Source organism: Pseudomonas sp. FG36 (assembly GCF_057809275.1).
In genome coordinates this window covers 133,408-147,625 of sequence record NZ_JBMDJQ010000012.1, presented here as the reverse complement: position 1 = coordinate 147,625, position 14,218 = coordinate 133,408, and the positions used below count along the sequence as shown (strand labels likewise).

Annotated in this window: 17 protein-coding genes; 8 read left to right on the top strand and 9 right to left on the bottom strand. The window is 64.4% G+C overall.

The window, feature by feature from the left end:
- Positions 1 to 157: 157 nt before the first annotated feature.
- From ACODS9_RS12195 to ACODS9_RS12180, 4 genes are all read right to left on the bottom strand, one after another.
- Positions 158 to 916 (bottom strand): collagen-like protein, encoded by a 759-nt coding sequence (locus ACODS9_RS12195; protein ID WP_489093969.1) that lies wholly within the window; start codon positions 914 to 916, stop codon positions 158 to 160.
- Entirely contained in the window at positions 909 to 1,184 is a 276-nt protein-coding gene (locus tag ACODS9_RS12190; protein ID WP_046854474.1) for a DUF1145 domain-containing protein, read from the bottom strand. The genes ACODS9_RS12195 and ACODS9_RS12190 overlap by 8 nt, the downstream gene beginning before the upstream one ends.
- A gap of 97 nt (positions 1,185 to 1,281) precedes the next feature.
- Positions 1,282 to 2,001 (bottom strand): PA1041 family peptidoglycan-binding anchor lipoprotein, encoded by a 720-nt coding sequence (locus ACODS9_RS12185; protein WP_046854473.1) that lies wholly within the window; start codon positions 1,999 to 2,001, stop codon positions 1,282 to 1,284.
- Positions 2,002 to 2,090: 89 nt separating this feature from the next.
- Entirely contained in the window at positions 2,091 to 2,783 is a 693-nt protein-coding gene (locus ACODS9_RS12180; RefSeq protein WP_489093968.1) for a PA1041 family peptidoglycan-binding anchor lipoprotein, read from the bottom strand.
- Positions 2,784 to 2,943: 160 nt separating this feature from the next.
- Between ACODS9_RS12180 and ACODS9_RS12175 the strand changes: the two genes are divergently transcribed.
- The 5 genes from ACODS9_RS12175 to ACODS9_RS12155 all read left to right on the top strand — a co-directional run bounded on the left by ACODS9_RS12175 (position 2,944) and on the right by ACODS9_RS12155 (position 7,237).
- Positions 2,944 to 3,438, top strand: coding sequence for a DUF6231 family protein (locus tag ACODS9_RS12175; RefSeq protein WP_258600031.1), 495 nt, complete (start codon positions 2,944 to 2,946; stop codon positions 3,436 to 3,438).
- Positions 3,439 to 3,442: 4 nt separating this feature from the next.
- Positions 3,443 to 3,919 carry a YchJ family protein gene (locus ACODS9_RS12170; protein WP_046854470.1) on the top strand — a complete coding sequence of 159 codons (477 nt, stop codon included), beginning with the start codon at positions 3,443 to 3,445 and terminating at the stop codon, positions 3,917 to 3,919.
- 2 nt (positions 3,920 to 3,921) lie between these two features.
- On the top strand, positions 3,922 to 4,398 hold the full coding sequence (locus ACODS9_RS12165; protein ID WP_401110823.1) for an LEA/WHy family protein: 477 nt from the start codon (positions 3,922 to 3,924) through the stop codon (positions 4,396 to 4,398).
- Between the two features lie 7 nt (positions 4,399 to 4,405).
- Entirely contained in the window at positions 4,406 to 4,609 is a 204-nt protein-coding gene (locus tag ACODS9_RS12160) for an SEC-C metal-binding domain-containing protein (protein ID WP_023632501.1), read from the top strand.
- 192 nt (positions 4,610 to 4,801) lie between these two features.
- Positions 4,802 to 7,237, top strand: a complete 2,436-nt coding sequence (locus tag ACODS9_RS12155) for a penicillin acylase family protein (RefSeq protein ID WP_489093967.1) — start codon at positions 4,802 to 4,804, stop codon at positions 7,235 to 7,237.
- A 70-nt stretch (positions 7,238 to 7,307) separates the two neighbouring features.
- Here the strand turns inward: ACODS9_RS12155 and ACODS9_RS12150 are convergent, their stop codons facing one another.
- Positions 7,308 to 7,733 carry a type II toxin-antitoxin system HicB family antitoxin gene (locus tag ACODS9_RS12150; RefSeq protein ID WP_489093966.1) on the bottom strand — a complete coding sequence of 142 codons (426 nt, stop codon included), beginning with the start codon at positions 7,731 to 7,733 and terminating at the stop codon, positions 7,308 to 7,310.
- A gap of 28 nt (positions 7,734 to 7,761) precedes the next feature.
- Positions 7,762 to 7,944, bottom strand: a complete 183-nt coding sequence (locus ACODS9_RS12145; protein ID WP_023630766.1) for a type II toxin-antitoxin system HicA family toxin — start codon at positions 7,942 to 7,944, stop codon at positions 7,762 to 7,764.
- A gap of 233 nt (positions 7,945 to 8,177) precedes the next feature.
- On the opposite strand from ACODS9_RS12145, the gene ACODS9_RS12140 reads away from it, so the two are divergent.
- Entirely contained in the window at positions 8,178 to 9,293 is a 1,116-nt protein-coding gene (locus ACODS9_RS12140; protein ID WP_489093965.1) for a succinylglutamate desuccinylase/aspartoacylase family protein, read from the top strand.
- Between the two features lie 6 nt (positions 9,294 to 9,299).
- Here ACODS9_RS12140 and ACODS9_RS12135 read toward each other — a convergent pair whose 3' ends face one another.
- Positions 9,300 to 9,542, bottom strand: coding sequence for a hypothetical protein (locus ACODS9_RS12135; protein ID WP_046854466.1), 243 nt, complete (start codon positions 9,540 to 9,542; stop codon positions 9,300 to 9,302).
- Positions 9,543 to 9,639: 97 nt separating this feature from the next.
- Complete coding sequence (gene dcd / locus ACODS9_RS12130; RefSeq protein WP_023630764.1) at positions 9,640 to 10,206, bottom strand: dCTP deaminase; 567 nt, start codon at positions 10,204 to 10,206, stop codon at positions 9,640 to 9,642.
- A 327-nt stretch (positions 10,207 to 10,533) separates the two neighbouring features.
- Between dcd and ACODS9_RS12125 the strand changes: the two genes are divergently transcribed.
- Positions 10,534 to 10,743 (top strand): cold-shock protein, encoded by a 210-nt coding sequence (locus tag ACODS9_RS12125; RefSeq protein WP_012273869.1) that lies wholly within the window; start codon positions 10,534 to 10,536, stop codon positions 10,741 to 10,743.
- Between the two features lie 121 nt (positions 10,744 to 10,864).
- Here ACODS9_RS12125 and apbC read toward each other — a convergent pair whose 3' ends face one another.
- Entirely contained in the window at positions 10,865 to 11,959 is a 1,095-nt protein-coding gene (gene apbC / locus ACODS9_RS12120) for an iron-sulfur cluster carrier protein ApbC (protein ID WP_023630763.1), read from the bottom strand.
- Between the two features lie 158 nt (positions 11,960 to 12,117).
- Between apbC and metG the strand changes: the two genes are divergently transcribed.
- Entirely contained in the window at positions 12,118 to 14,160 is a 2,043-nt protein-coding gene (gene metG, locus ACODS9_RS12115) for a methionine--tRNA ligase (protein ID WP_489093964.1), read from the top strand.
- The last annotated feature ends 58 nt before the right edge of the window (positions 14,161 to 14,218 follow it).

The following is a 14,218-nucleotide window of genomic DNA, read 5'->3' as shown; positions in this document are numbered from 1 at the left end:
AAGGGCGGAAAGGTGAATAAGCGTCGACATCGCAAATGAATGCGCATACAACTTCCAACACCAACTAACCAAACAACCAAACAACCAAACAACCAAACACCCAAACACCCAAACACCCAAACACCCAAACACCCAAACAACGCTACCCCAAAAAAACTCAAAGCCGCTGAAGAATCAACTCCCCCGAGGCCCCAGCCAACCCAGGCTGCCCGGCCTGCCCAGGCCGCCCATTTCCCCCCGCATCGGTCCGATAAACCAGACACCCCTTACTGACCCCACCCGCCCCGGCCTTCCCGGCAGCCCCCGCCTTACCAGGCGCACCACCATCAAGCCGTACCACAATCCGCTCCTGCGCAAACCCTTCAGGCACCGCCAGACGAACTCGCCCACCGGGCGCCCCATCATGCCCGTTGCCACCATCATCACCATTAGCACCACGACTGGCCTGCCCCCAGGTGCAGCCCCCGGGCTTGCCATTAGCGCCGTCGAGCCCGACATACCCCGGCGCCCCAGCCCCGCCCCGGGCGTCGATCGATAGCCGCTCCGCCTCCAGCGCCTGCAGCCGCAGATCCAGGTTACGCCCCGGCCGCGCGGGCCGCTCGTAGCTTCCGGGCGCCCCTGGCGCACTGAATTCGCTGCCCTCGCCCAGCCGAGCCGTCAACGCCTCGATGCTCAGGTCGCGCTCGGCCGGCGCGATGGCGATGCGCGCATCGCGCCCCAGTTCGAGCCGGTCGATCTTCAGCTCGGTAAGGCTGGCCGGTAGCAACAGGGTGGCCGAGTCCGCCACCCGCAGGTGCTCCAGGTGCACGCTCGCCGCCTTGTTCGGCAGGCGCAGCATCGAATGGGCAACAACCTCCAGGCTTTCGGCCTGGGCCAAGGGTGTGACCATTACGGCCAGCAAAATCAGTTTACGCATGGCTCGGCGCCTCCTGCGACCGGGGGATGGACATGACATGGAAGATACCGGTCAACAGAATCTGCAGGCGGTCGAACCAGCGGTGGCTGCGCCCGCGCAGGCTGCCGTTGAAGAACAGCACCTCAAGCACATGCAGCGACAGCAGGACGATACCTGCGGCATTGATCAGCAGATTGAGCGGCAATGGCTGCGGCATGAACTGGTTGAACAGCACCACACCCCAGAACGCCACCGTCAGAGCCTTGCCCAGGCCCAGGATGAACTTCATACCCCGCCCCCATGATTTATTGTTATGCCGGCGCGGTCCGTTCGAGCGGACCGCGTCGGCAACAGTAACCCTACTGCCGGGGCATGCGCCAGAGGGGTCAGTTCAGGTGCAGTTCCACCCGTCGGTTGCGCGAACGACCTTCGTCGGTGTCGTTGTCGGCCACCGGCTCACTCTCGCCACGGCCCTGGCTGGTCACCTTGTTCGGTGCCAGGCCCTGGCTGATCAGGTACTCGGCAACACCGCTGGCACGGCGTTCGGACAGGCGCTGGTTGTAACTGTCGGAGCCCACGCTGTCAGTGAAACCGATCACCTTGACACTGGCCACACTGGGGTCGTTGAGCTTGGGCAGCAAGCCCTGCAGGCGCTGCTGGGCACCTTGGGTGAGTTCGGCGGAGTCGAAGGCGAACAGCACCTGGCCCTGATCATCCAGCGTGATCACCTCTGGGGTCGCCGCAGGCTCTGGCTGCGGTGCGGTGGCTGGATACTGCGGCAACGGGCAGCCCATATGGTTGACCTGGGTACCGGCCGGGGTATCCGGGCAACGGTCGCGGCGGTCGAAAACGCCATCGCCATCCTCGTCGCCATCCTGGGCATAACAGATCAGACCACCGGCGATCGCACCGGCAACGCCGGCACCAGCCGCCCAGCTGGAACTTTCGATGGCGCCCAGGCCGCCACCGACCAGGCCGCCAAGCAGGCTGCAGATGGGCCAGGTCCTTTGATTGAGGGGCGCGCTGCCATCGCTGTGTGTGGCGCAGCCTGCCAGCAGGCTCGTGGCCACCACCAACGGCAGTGCCGCTTTCGACAAAACACGCATGGTGAATGCTCCTGTGTCACCGGCCGCTACCGGTCACACAGGAGTAAAGACGTGCCCACGCCACTTCTCAAGGCGCGGGCACATCGCCGTCAACGCTGGATCTTGATCTCGGTTCGACGGTTCATGGCACGCCCGTCGGCGGTGGCGTTGTCGGCGACCGGCTGCGTTTCACCCGCCCCCACCACCGAGACGAAGCTGGCGCGCGGCACACCGCTTTCGACCAGGTAGTTGGTCACCGACTGGGCGCGGCGCTCGGAGAGCTTCTGGTTGTAGCTGTCGGAGCCAACGCTGTCGGTGTGGCCGGAAACGCTCAGGCGCGCGCTCGGGGCTTCCTGCTTGAGGCGCGTGGCGATGGTGTTCAGGCGCTCTTTGTAGGTGGCCGTCAGGCGTGCCGAGTCAAACTCGAAATGCACGTCACGGATGACGATGACTTCTTCCTTCTGTACCACGACCTCCTCGACCACCGGCGCCGGCTCCGGCGGGCAGCCATTGGCGTCGACCTGCACGCCGCGCGGGGTGCCCGGGCACTTGTCGCGGCTGTCCGGGACGCCATCGCCGTCTTCGTCACCGTCACCATGGGCCCAGCAGTAACCCGCCGCCAGGCCGCCACCGAGCAAGGCGCCCCAGCCAGCCCAACTGGAGCTCTCGATCGCGCCCAGGGCCGCGCCGCCCACGCCCCCGACGGCAGCACACTTCGGCCAGTCGGTTTTCTGCAAACCTGCACAACCAGTCAACACACTGGTGAGCAGAACCAGGGGTATCGCTGTGCGTACTATGCTCATCTTGTTGCTTCTCCTAGGGGGAATCGGTAGAAAACCGATGCTCTGGGAGTAAAGACCGGCGCTTCCCGCTCTGCCAGCAATAAGCCACGCCGCAGCGGCGCGCCCCTTTGCCCGCTGGCCTGGGACCGTTAGTCTTGAGCGACCTGAACGAGGAATGGCAATGACCGACGCTTTCTCCCAACGCACGCCCCAGCAGGCACTGGCCGCCCTGCTGGAACGCTTCACCCCGCGCCACTTGCTGCTGGTGGGCAGCCGCTTCCCAGCTCTGGAAGCCTTCGCCGCCGCCCATCCCGATACCCGCATCGAAGTCGCAGCACCCGGCCCGCTGCCCGCCGAACAGGCCGCCCGGCGCTTCGACCTGGCGGTACTGGTCGATTGCCTGGAGCACCTGCCCAAGCGCACCGGCCTGGAGCTGCTGGGCGGCATCCGCAACCTCAACGCCAGCCGCGTCGCAGTACTGGCCGACCTGACCGCCTGCGGCTGGCAGCCCACCGATTTCTACTCGCTGGCGCTCTCGGCCAGCGAGCAGTTCCAGCGCGATGAACAGGTATTGAGCCTGTTCACCTATGATCTGCATGACTACAAACAAGTCCCGGACTGGCTCAATGCCAAGTTCTGGGCCAACCCCGAAAACTTCGGCAAGTACTGGTGGTGACCGAATGAGTGTCTCGATCTGCCCCTGCGGCAGTGGCAACCTGCTCGATACCTGCTGCGGGCACTATCACAGTGGAACACCAGCGCCGGATGCCCAGACGCTGATGCGTTCACGCTACAGCGCCTATGTGCTGGGCCTGGTGGATTACCTGGTGGCCACCACCCTGCCGGCCCAGCAACCAGGCCTGGACCGCGCCGCCATGGCGGCCTGGAGCGCGCAGAGCACTTGGCTCGGCCTGGAGGTGGAGGACGCCGAGGTGCTGGGCGGGCAGCCCGAGCATGCCTTCGTCACGTTCACCGCGCGCTGGCACGACCTCGAGGGCGATCACCAGCACCGCGAGCGCTCGGCATTCGTCCAGCATGCCGGACGCTGGTATTTCATCGACCCGACCGCGCCCCTCAAGGCCGGACGCAACGACCCCTGCCCCTGTGCCAGCGGGCAGAAGTTCAAGAAATGCTGCGCCAGTTACTTCGGTAGTTGAGCATGCGCACCCTGGCCCGCCTGCTCTCGCTCAGCCTGCTGCTGTGCGGGTTGGCGGGCTGCGTCAGCTGGGGCAGTGATACCTGGCGCGAACCACAGTTGCACCTGCTCGAGGTGGAACCGGTGAAGGTGCGCCTGCACCAGCAGGAGTTCGTTCTGCACCTGCGGGTCGACAACCCCAACGACAGCCGCCTGTTCATCCGCCACCTGGCCTATTCTGTACGCCTCGGCGACCTGTTGCTGGCCGAAGACGAGGCCAGCCTGTGGCGCAGCGTTGGCGGCCATGCCCGGCGCACCTTCAAGGTCACCGTGCGGACCAATCTCTGGCAGCACCTGAAGCCTCTGGCAAAGCTGCTCAAGAGCGGGCAACCCGTGCAGTATCAACTGCGCGGCGAGCTGGCCACCGGGCTGATCGTGCATCGGGACCTGCACTTGAGGCAAAGGGGTGAGATAATCCCCGGCGATCTTAAACCGGAGTAACGCTGCAATGACCCAACAACCCCATGTCCATGGCCCCGACTGCGATCACGATCACGGTCACGACCATCACCACGACCACGGCCATGTGCACGGCCCGCACTGCAACCACGGCCACCAGGAGCCGGTGCGCAACGCCCTGAAGGACGTCGGCCGCAACGACCCTTGCCCATGCGGCAGCGAGAAGAAATTCAAGAAGTGCCACGGCGCCTGATCGACCTCAGCGCACGTGATCAGGGCCAAGACCAGTCCCAGGCAAATCGTCGCGGGAACGGGCTTGGCCCATGATCAACCCGCTCCAGCATGACCACTGGTAAATAAAGCTCCCCGGCACCTTGCACGGCGACTGCGCGCTCACTACCTTAGCGCCTTTCAGAACCCCGCCACGCCCCGCAGGAATCCAGCCATGGCCGCCCCCGTCCTTCCACCCTTCCCTCTCCGCCTCGGCAGTGCTGCCGCGTTGCTTGGCCTGCTCGCGCTGGGCGGCTGCCAGATGGGTGGCTACCAGGACAGCGTCCTGCCCAACAGCGGCGTGCAACCGCTCAAGGGCCTGGCGCAGAACGTCTCGGTACGGCGTAACGCCATGGGCGCGCCGCTGATCGAAAGCAGCAACTTCCATGATGCGCTGTTCAGCCTGGGCTACCTGCATGCCGGGGATCGCATCGAGCAGATGGTCGCCATGCGCCTGCTGGCCCAGGGGCGCCTGGCCGAGCTGGCGGGAGCCGACGCCCTGGAGATCGACCGGCTGATGCGCGCGGCCAACCTCAAGCAGGGTGCCGGCCAGCTGTATGCCGATGCTTCGCCGCGCCTGAAGCGCTTCTTCGAAGTCTATGCCCGCGGGGTCAACGCCTACCTGTTCCGCTATCGCGACAAGTTGCCGGGCGAACTCGCTCGCAGCGGTTATCGCCCGGAATACTGGAAACCCGAGGATTCGGCGCTGATCTTCAGCCTCTACGCCTTCAGCCAGTCGGTGAACCTGCAGGAGGAACTGTCGGCATTGACCCTGGCGCAGAAGGTCGGTGCCGACAAGCTGGCCTGGCTGCTGCCCAGTGCTCCGGACGAGCCCCTGGCCGAAAGCGAAGTCGACAAGCTCAAGGGCCTGAACCTGGCCAGCCAGCTGCCGGGCCTGGGCGCGCTCGCCGCCACTGGCCAGCAATTGGCCGACCTCGGCCTGCTGGGCGCCCCCGGCTCGAGCAACCTGGCCCTGTCGCCCCAGCGCAGCCGTGCCGGCAAGAGCCTGCTGGCCAGCGACAGCCGCGCTGCCTGGGCACTGAGCCCGGTGCAGATCCACACCGGCAAGTATCAGGTCGCCGGCCTATCGCTGCCGGGGCTGCCGATCGTGCTGGCCGGCTACAACGGCAAGCTGGCCTGGAGCAGCAGCGCGGTGATGGCCGACAACCAGGACCTGTTCCTCGAGCAGGTGCGCCGCCAGGGCAGCCAGCTGACCTACCTCGCCGAGGGCAAGTGGCAACCGGCGCGTGCCCGCAACGAGACCTTCTTCGTTCGCGGCCAGCGCCCTCAGCGCGAAGTGATGTACGACACTCGCCACGGCACCCTGTTGCCGGGGCATGGCAGCTTGGCCCTGGCCCTGCATCTACCGCTGCTCAAGGACGATCACAGCCTCGATGCGCTGTTCGACCTGACCCGCGCGCAAAACATCGAGCGTGCCTTCGACAGCACCCGCGAGGTCGGTGCGGCAGCGCTGAACTTCGTGTTCGCCGAGCCCCAGCATATCGGTTGGCAGGTCAGCGGACGCTATCCCAACCGCCGTGAAGGCCAGGGCCTGCTGCCCTCGCCGGGCTGGGACGGGCGCTATGACTGGGATGGCTACGCCGATGCGATGCTGCACCCCTACGATCAAGACCCGCCCGCCGGCTTCATCGGCCACGCCAACCAGCGCAGCCTGCCCAAAGGCTACGGCATGCAGCTGTCGAGCAGTTGGTACTACCCAGAGCGTGCCGAACGCTTGGCCCAGTTGGCCGTCAACGGTCGTCACGACAGCCGCAGCCTGATGGCCCTGCAGAACGACCAGGTGACACTGCTGGCCGACAAGCTGAAGCAGATGTTCGACGCCCCCGGCATGGCCCAGCCGCTCAAGCAGGCCATCGACACCCTGCCTGGCGCCCAGCGCGACAAGGCTCGCGATGCCCTGGCGCGGCTAAAGGCCTTCGATGGCCGGCTAAGCCCGGTGTCGGCCGATGCCGCCTTGTACGAACTGTTCCTCCAGGCAGTCACTCGCCAGACCTTCCTCGATGAACTGGGCCCGGAATCCAGCCCGGCATGGCAAGCGTTCATCGGCAATGCCAAGCTTTCCTACTCCGCCCAGGCCGACCACCTGCTGAGACGCGAGGACAGCCCCTTCTGGGACGATCGCGGCACGCCGCAAAAAGAAGACAAGCCCACCATCCTCGCCCGCAGCCTGGCTGCGGCGGTGGATGCCGGCACCACACAACTCGGCGCCGACCGCCGTGCCTGGCAGTGGGGCAAGCTGCATCAGTACCGCTGGCCGGCACCGGCCTATCACGGCCTGGGCGACAAGCTCGAGCGCGCGCCCCTGGCGGCGGGTGGCGACTTCAGCACCCTGGCCCTGACGCCTTATGCCTGGGGGAGCAGCTTCGACACCCAACTGCCGGCCTCGGCGCGGATGATCGTCGATTTTGGGCAGACCGAACCGCTACAGGTGCTAACCAGCAACGGCCAGTCCGGCAATCCGGCCAGCCGCCATTACAACGATGGGCTCGATGCCTGGTTCAAAGGCCGCTTCACCAGCCTGCCGCTGCAACCGCAGAATTTTGCCCGGGCCTACGGTAGCCAGCGGTTGACGCTGGTGCCTGGCAAATAGGCCTTCGCGCCCCACGGAAGTAGCTTCCTGGCGCAGCATCTGCGCCAGGAAGGAACCTCTCGGATCATCTTCAGGCAGCTACCACCGCGAGTTCTATGCGTTGCCCCAATACATGCAAGGCATGCTCGACCTGCTCGATCTTGGAGCGATGCAGCAAATCAACCAGCCGGTCCACCTGCGGCCGATTAACGCCAAGCCGTCGGGCCATTTCGGTCTTGGTCACGTTCTGAGCGACCATGGTGTTCCACAGCGCCGCCTTGGCCGCGGCCAGCGCCGGCAACCTGACAATGGCCTCGGCTGACTGCACTGGTGTCGGCAACGGAATGGCTGCCCGACGCTCCACGTATAGGGAAAGCGCTGACTCCAGGGCATCCACTGCATCGAACAATGCTTCATCGAGCGTATCGCCCGCACTGGCCATCTCAGGTATATCCGGACAACTGATCCAGACACTGCCTGTATCACGGTGCACGTTTACCGGATAGTCGAAATTCATTTGGAAACCTCGTTGCGTGGTCAGTCGCTCAGTCGCTCAGTCCAAGATCTTTGAGGATCTTCTTCCTCAGCCCCTCCCCTATTTCCTTGGCGCCGTGGTCGGGGAAGATGGTTTGTCGATTGCCCAGGTAAACCTTGAAATGGCTGCCTTTGGCAGGAACGAAGGTGGCTCCCTGAGAACGCAGCCATCGACGTAGTTCACTGTACTTCATGCATGCACCAGGAGAAAAATGCAGCAAACAGGTTGCACTCGCAACATATTTGTTGCTCAGCGCGATGAAGCATCAGTAGACAACACCTGCGGGTTCGGCATTTCCTCATTTCAGGTAGTCCATATCTGAGCTCCACCGTCCGCCCGGCCGATGTGAATAGTGCGCCAACGCCGAAGTTATGCTTCTATCCTTGATCCCGGCCCTTGCCGCACAGCGCTCACATCAGGACCACCATGCACCACTCGACCCACGACCTGCTCTCCCCTGTCCCGGGTATCGCCCGCCAGTTGCACAGCTTCCATTTCGGCCCACGTGGCGCCGGCAAGGTGTACATCCAGGCCTCGCTGCATGCCGACGAGCTGCCGGGCATGCTGGTGGCCTGGCACCTCAAGCAGCGGCTCGCGGACATGGAGCAGCAGGGGCGGTTGCGCAAGGAGGTCATCCTGGTGCCGGTGGCCAACCCGGTCGGCCTCGAGCAGGTATTGCTGGACGCGCCCTTGGGGCGTTTCGAGCTGCAAAGCGGCGAGAACTTCAACCGCAGGTTCGTCGACCTGTCGGACAGCATCGGTGACCAGATCGAAGGCCACCTCTCCCAGGACCCGGCCCACAACCTGGCGTTGATCCGTGAATACCTGCGCCGCGGCCTGGATGCCCACCCCGCGCACACGCCGCTGCAGTCCCAGCGCCTGACCCTGCAGCGCCTGGCCTGCGACGCCGACATGGTGCTCGACCTGCATTGCGACTTCGAAGCCGTCGAGCACCTGTATACCACGCCCGAGGCCTGGCCCGAGGTCGAACCGCTGGCACGCTACCTGGGCGTCCAGGCCAGCCTGCTGGCCACCGACTCGGGCGGGCAATCGTTCGATGAGTGTTTCAGCCTGGTGTGGTGGCAGTTGCAGCAGCGCTTCGGCAAACGCTTCCCGATCCCCCAGGGCAGTTTTTCGGTGACCATCGAGTTGCGCGGCCAGGCCGATGTCAGCCACGCCCTGGCCACCCAGGACTGCCAGGCGATCCTCGACTTCCTGACCCACACCGGGGTCATCGAAGGGCAGCCTGCCCCGTTGCCGGCGCTGCGCCATCCGGCCACGCCACTGGCAGCAGTGGAGCCGGTCATGGCACCGCTTGGCGGGTTGCTGGTGTTCCATGCCAGCCCCGGGCAGTACCTGCAAGCCGGGACACTGATCGCCGAGGTCATCGACCCGCTCAACGACCGGATCACTCCCTTGCGCAATAGCCAGGCGGGGCTGCTCTATGCCCGCAGCATCCGGCGCATGGCCACGGCGGGCATGGTGGTCGCCCATGTGGCAGGCGAGCAGGTCTGTCGCAGCGGTTACCTGCTGGGCAACTGAGCGGCGTCAGGCCACGGGAGCGGGAGGCGGCTCATCGGGCAGGGTCGGTTCGCCCGGCTCCATCGGTGGCTGCTCGCCAGGCTGCGGCGGCTGGGGGGTGTCGGGATCAGGCTGGTGAGGCACGCCGCCAGCGCGCATTGGCAGTGGCGTGTGTATCGGCGGATGGGCCAGCAGCGACCAGGCCAGCAATCCGATCTGGTTCGGCTGCAGGACGGCCAGCTTGGCACTGATTGCGGGGTCAATTTTCATGGAAGGCTCCTGACGAGAGCCGGCGCACGTCATGCGCGCCGGGACTGTTCACTCGTTGGAGTGCCGGGCGCGGAAACAATTCCCGCGCTTTGTCGGCTCAGGTGCGCGGCAAGGTGACGCCGCGCTGGCCCTGATACTTGCCACCACGGTCCTTGTACGATACTTCGCACTCCTCGTCGGACTGCAGGAACAGCATCTGCGCCACGCCTTCGTTGGCGTAGATCTTCGCCGGCAACGTGGTGGTGTTGGAGAACTCCAGCGTCACATGGCCTTCCCACTCGGGCTCGAGCGGGGTGACGTTGACGATGATGCCGCAGCGGGCGTAGGTGCTCTTGCCCAGGCAGATGGTCAGCACGTCACGCGGGATGCGGAAGTACTCGACGGTGCGGGCCAGGGCGAAGGAGTTCGGCGGGATGATGCACACGTCGCTCTTGATGTCGACGAAGCTGCCGGCGTCGAAGTTCTTCGGGTCGACGGTGGCCGAGTTGATGTTGGTGAACACCTTGAATTCGTCGGCGCAGCGTACGTCGTAGCCGTAGCTGGAGACGCCGAAGGAGATGACCCGGCTATCGTGCTCGCCGCGCACCTGGCGCTCGACGAACGGTTCGATCATGCCGTGTTCCTGCGCCATGCGGCGAATCCACTTGTCCGATTTGATGCTCATGGCGGGGTGTCCTGAAGAGTGCAAGGTGAAAAACGAGATGCGCATCTTACCGGTCCCGGCGCGCGGGTTAAAGTTTCCTTGTCCATCCCGCGCCAGACGGGGCCTGCACCGGCCGCCGATCCGAAATTCATCAAAGCGCTCCTTGACCATTGGCAGGTTGTGGAAAGTGGGTTAAGGTGGCGCCACTGTGCTGCACGTGACACCGAGAATCTCTAGTTTGATGCACGATTATCATCGGCCCATCGCTGAATTTTCTGCTCTCTTTGCACTCAGTCCCGGGCAGGGTATTTCCTGACCGTAATCAACTTTGTCCAAGGAGACAGAAACATGTCCAACCGTCAAAACGGTACCGTTAAGTGGTTCAACGATGAGAAAGGCTACGGCTTCATCACCCCTCAGTCGGGTGACGACCTGTTCGTGCACTTCAAAGCCATCCAAGCTGACGGCTTCAAAACCCTGAAAGAAGGCCAGGCTGTTACTTTCGTCGCTACCCGCGGCCAGAAAGGCATGCAGGCTGAAGAAGTTCAGATCGCCTAAGTCGATCTCGCTTCCTCGCTTTCAAAAAAACCCGCCATTGGCGGGTTTTTTTATGCCTGAGCGAATGGTCAGAAGCGATCGGGGGAGCGAGCTTGCCCGCTCCCACATGACTGCCTGAACCTCAATCCTCGCTGATGGTGATGCTCGGCATCGCCGGCGCCGCCGCTTCCTGCAGCACGATCCGCGCCCCCACCTGCCGCGCCAGCTCCTGGTAGACCATGGCGATCTGGCTTTCCGGCTCGGCAATCGCGGTCGGCTTGCCACTGTCGGCCTGCTCGCGGATAAGCATCGACAACGGCAACGATGCCAGCAGCTCGACACCGTACTGGGCCGCCAGCTTCTCGCCGCCGCCTTCACCGAACAGGTGCTCGGCATGGCCGCAGTTGGAGCAGATGTGCACCGCCATGTTCTCTACCACGCCCAGCACCGGGATGTTGACCTTGCGGAACATTTCCACGCCCTTCTTGGCATCCAGCAGCGCCAGATCCTGCGGGGTGGTGACGATGACGGAGCCCGCCACCGGCACCTTCTGCGCCAGGGTCAGCTGGATATCGCCGGTGCCTGGCGGCATGTCGATCACCAGGTAGTCGAGGTCGTCCCAGGCGGTCTGGGTCACCAGTTGCAGCAACGCCCCCGAGACCATCGGGCCGCGCCAGACCATGGGCGTGTTGTCATCGGTGAGGAAGGCCATGGACATGACCTCGACGCCATGGGCCTTGATCGGCACGAACCACTTCTGCTCGCGCACCTGCGGGCGGGTGCCCTCGGGGATGCCGAACATCACACCCTGGCTGGGGCCATAGATGTCGGCGTCGAGTATCCCTACCCGCGCACCCTCGCGGGCCAGGGCCAGGGCCAGGTTGGCGGCGGTGGTCGACTTGCCGACCCCACCCTTGCCCGAGGCCACGGCGACGATGTTCTTGACGTTGGCCATGGCCGGCACCTGAGCCTGGGCCTTGTGCGTAGCGATCACACAGTCAATGCCGACCGAGGCCGAAGTCACGCCGTCGAGGTTCTCGATGGCGGTCTGCAGTACCTGCGCCCAGCCGCCCTTGAACAGCCCGGCGGCATAGCCCAACTGCAACTGCACATTGACTTGCCCACCCTGGATTTCGATGGCGCGCACACAACCGGCGCTGACCGGGTCCTGGTTCAGGTAGGGGTCGGTGTACTGGCGAAGCACGCCTTCGACGGCGGCACGGGTAACGGCACTCATGGAGGCTCCCATTGGCAAACTGAATACGGAACAGGCGCCTATGCTAACCCGTCAATCGTCAGCGGATGCGTTGTTGGGGTGAAATATATTCGCCAGCCCTTTATAGTGGCCGATCACCCTCATTTTTACCCCGTAGCCAGATAAGTAGCCGAGCCACCATGTCCGAGCCACGTCAGATTCTCGTCACCAGCGCCCTGCCCTATGCCAATGGATCGATCCACCTTGGCCACATGCTCGAGTACATCCAGACGGACATGTGGGTGCGCTTCCAGAAACTGCGCGGCAACCAGTGCATCTATGTCTGTGCCGACGACGCCCACGGTTCGGCCATCATGCTGCGTGCTGAAAAGGAAGGCATCACGCCCGAGCAACTGATCGCCAACGTCCAGGCCGAGCACAGCGCCGACTTCGCCGACTTCCTGGTCGACTTCGACAACTACCACTCCACGCACAGCGAGGAGAACCGCGAGCTGTCGAGCCTGATCTACACGCGCCTGCGCGATGCCGGGCATATCGCCACCCGTTCGGTCACCCAGTATTTCGACCCTGAAAAGGGCATGTTCCTCGCCGACCGCTTCATCAAGGGCACCTGCCCCAAGTGCGCGGCCGAGGACCAGTACGGCGACAACTGCGAAAAATGCGGCGCCACCTACGCCCCGACCGAGCTGAAGAACCCCAAGTCGGCGATCTCCGGCGCCACCCCGGTGCTGCGTGACTCCCAGCACTTCTTCTTCAAGCTGCCCGACTTCCAGGCCATGCTGCAACAGTGGACCCGCAGCGGCACCCTGCAGGACGCCGTGGCCAACAAGCTCGCCGAGTGGCTGGACTCTGGCCTTCAGGAATGGGACATCTCCCGCGACGCCCCGTACTTCGGTTTCGAGATCCCGGGCGAGCCTGGCAAGTACTTCTACGTCTGGCTGGACGCGCCGATCGGCTACATGGCCAGCTTCAAGAACCTCTGCGCGCGCCGACCGGAACTGGACTTCGACGCGTTCTGGAAAGAAGACTCCACGGCCGAGCTGTATCACTTCATCGGCAAGGACATCGTCAACTTCCACGCCCTGTTCTGGCCAGCCATGCTCGAAGGCGCGGGCCTGCGCAAGCCGACCGCGGTCAACGTGCACGGCTACCTGACCGTCAACGGCGCGAAGATGTCCAAGTCTCGCGGCACCTTCATCAAGGCGCGCACCTACCTCGACCACCTGCAGCCGGAGTACCTGCGCTACTACTATGCCGCCAAACTGGGCCGCGGCGTCGATGACCTCGACCTGAACCTCGAGGACTTCGTGCAGAAGGTCAACTCCGACCTGGTCGGCAAGGTGGTCAACATCGCCAGCCGCTGCGCCGGTTTCATCCACAAGGGCAATGACGGCGTGATGGTCGCCGGTGACGCCGCACCAGAGCTGACCGAAGCTTTCCTCGCGGCCGCCCCGTCGATTGCCGAGGCCTATGAAGCCCGTGATTTCGGTCGCGCCATGCGCGAGATCATGGCCCTGGCCGACCGTGCCAACGCCTGGATCGCCGACAAGGCCCCGTGGTCGCTGGCCAAGCAAGAAGGCAAGCAGGACGAGGTGCAGGCCATCTGTGCCCAGGGCGTCAACCTGTTCCGCCAGTTGGTGATCTACCTCAAGCCGGTCCTGCCGGTGCTGGCCGCCGACGCCGAGGCCTTCCTCAATGTCGCGCCGCTGACCTGGAACGACCACCAATCTCGCATGGAAAACCACCAGCTCAACCCGTTCAAGGCGCTGATGAGCCGCATCGAACCGGCCAAGGTCGAAGCCATGATCGCCGCCAGCAAGGAAGACCTGCTGGCCGCCGAGGCCAAGACCGCCCCGGCGGGCAATGGCGAGCTGGCCAAGGATCCGCTGTCGGCCGAGATCGAGTTCGACACCTTCGCCGCAGTCGACCTGCGCGTGGCGCTGATCGTCAAGGCCGAAGCCGTGCCGGGTGCCGACAAGCTGCTGCAATTGACCCTGGACATCGGTGACGAGCGTCGCAATGTGTTCTCGGGTATCAAGTCGGCCTACCCGGATCCGTCCCAGCTGGAAGGCCGCCTGACCATGATGGTGGCCAACCTCAAGCCACGGAAGATGCGCTTCGGCGTTTCCGAGGGCATGGTCATGGCAGCCGGCCCGGGCGGCGAGGAAATCTACCTGCTCAGCCCTGACAGCGGTGCCAAGCCAGGCCAGCGCATCAAGTAACCGCCTCAAGTAACTACCATGCCCCGGCCACCTGGCCGGGGCATTTGCATCTGCCGCC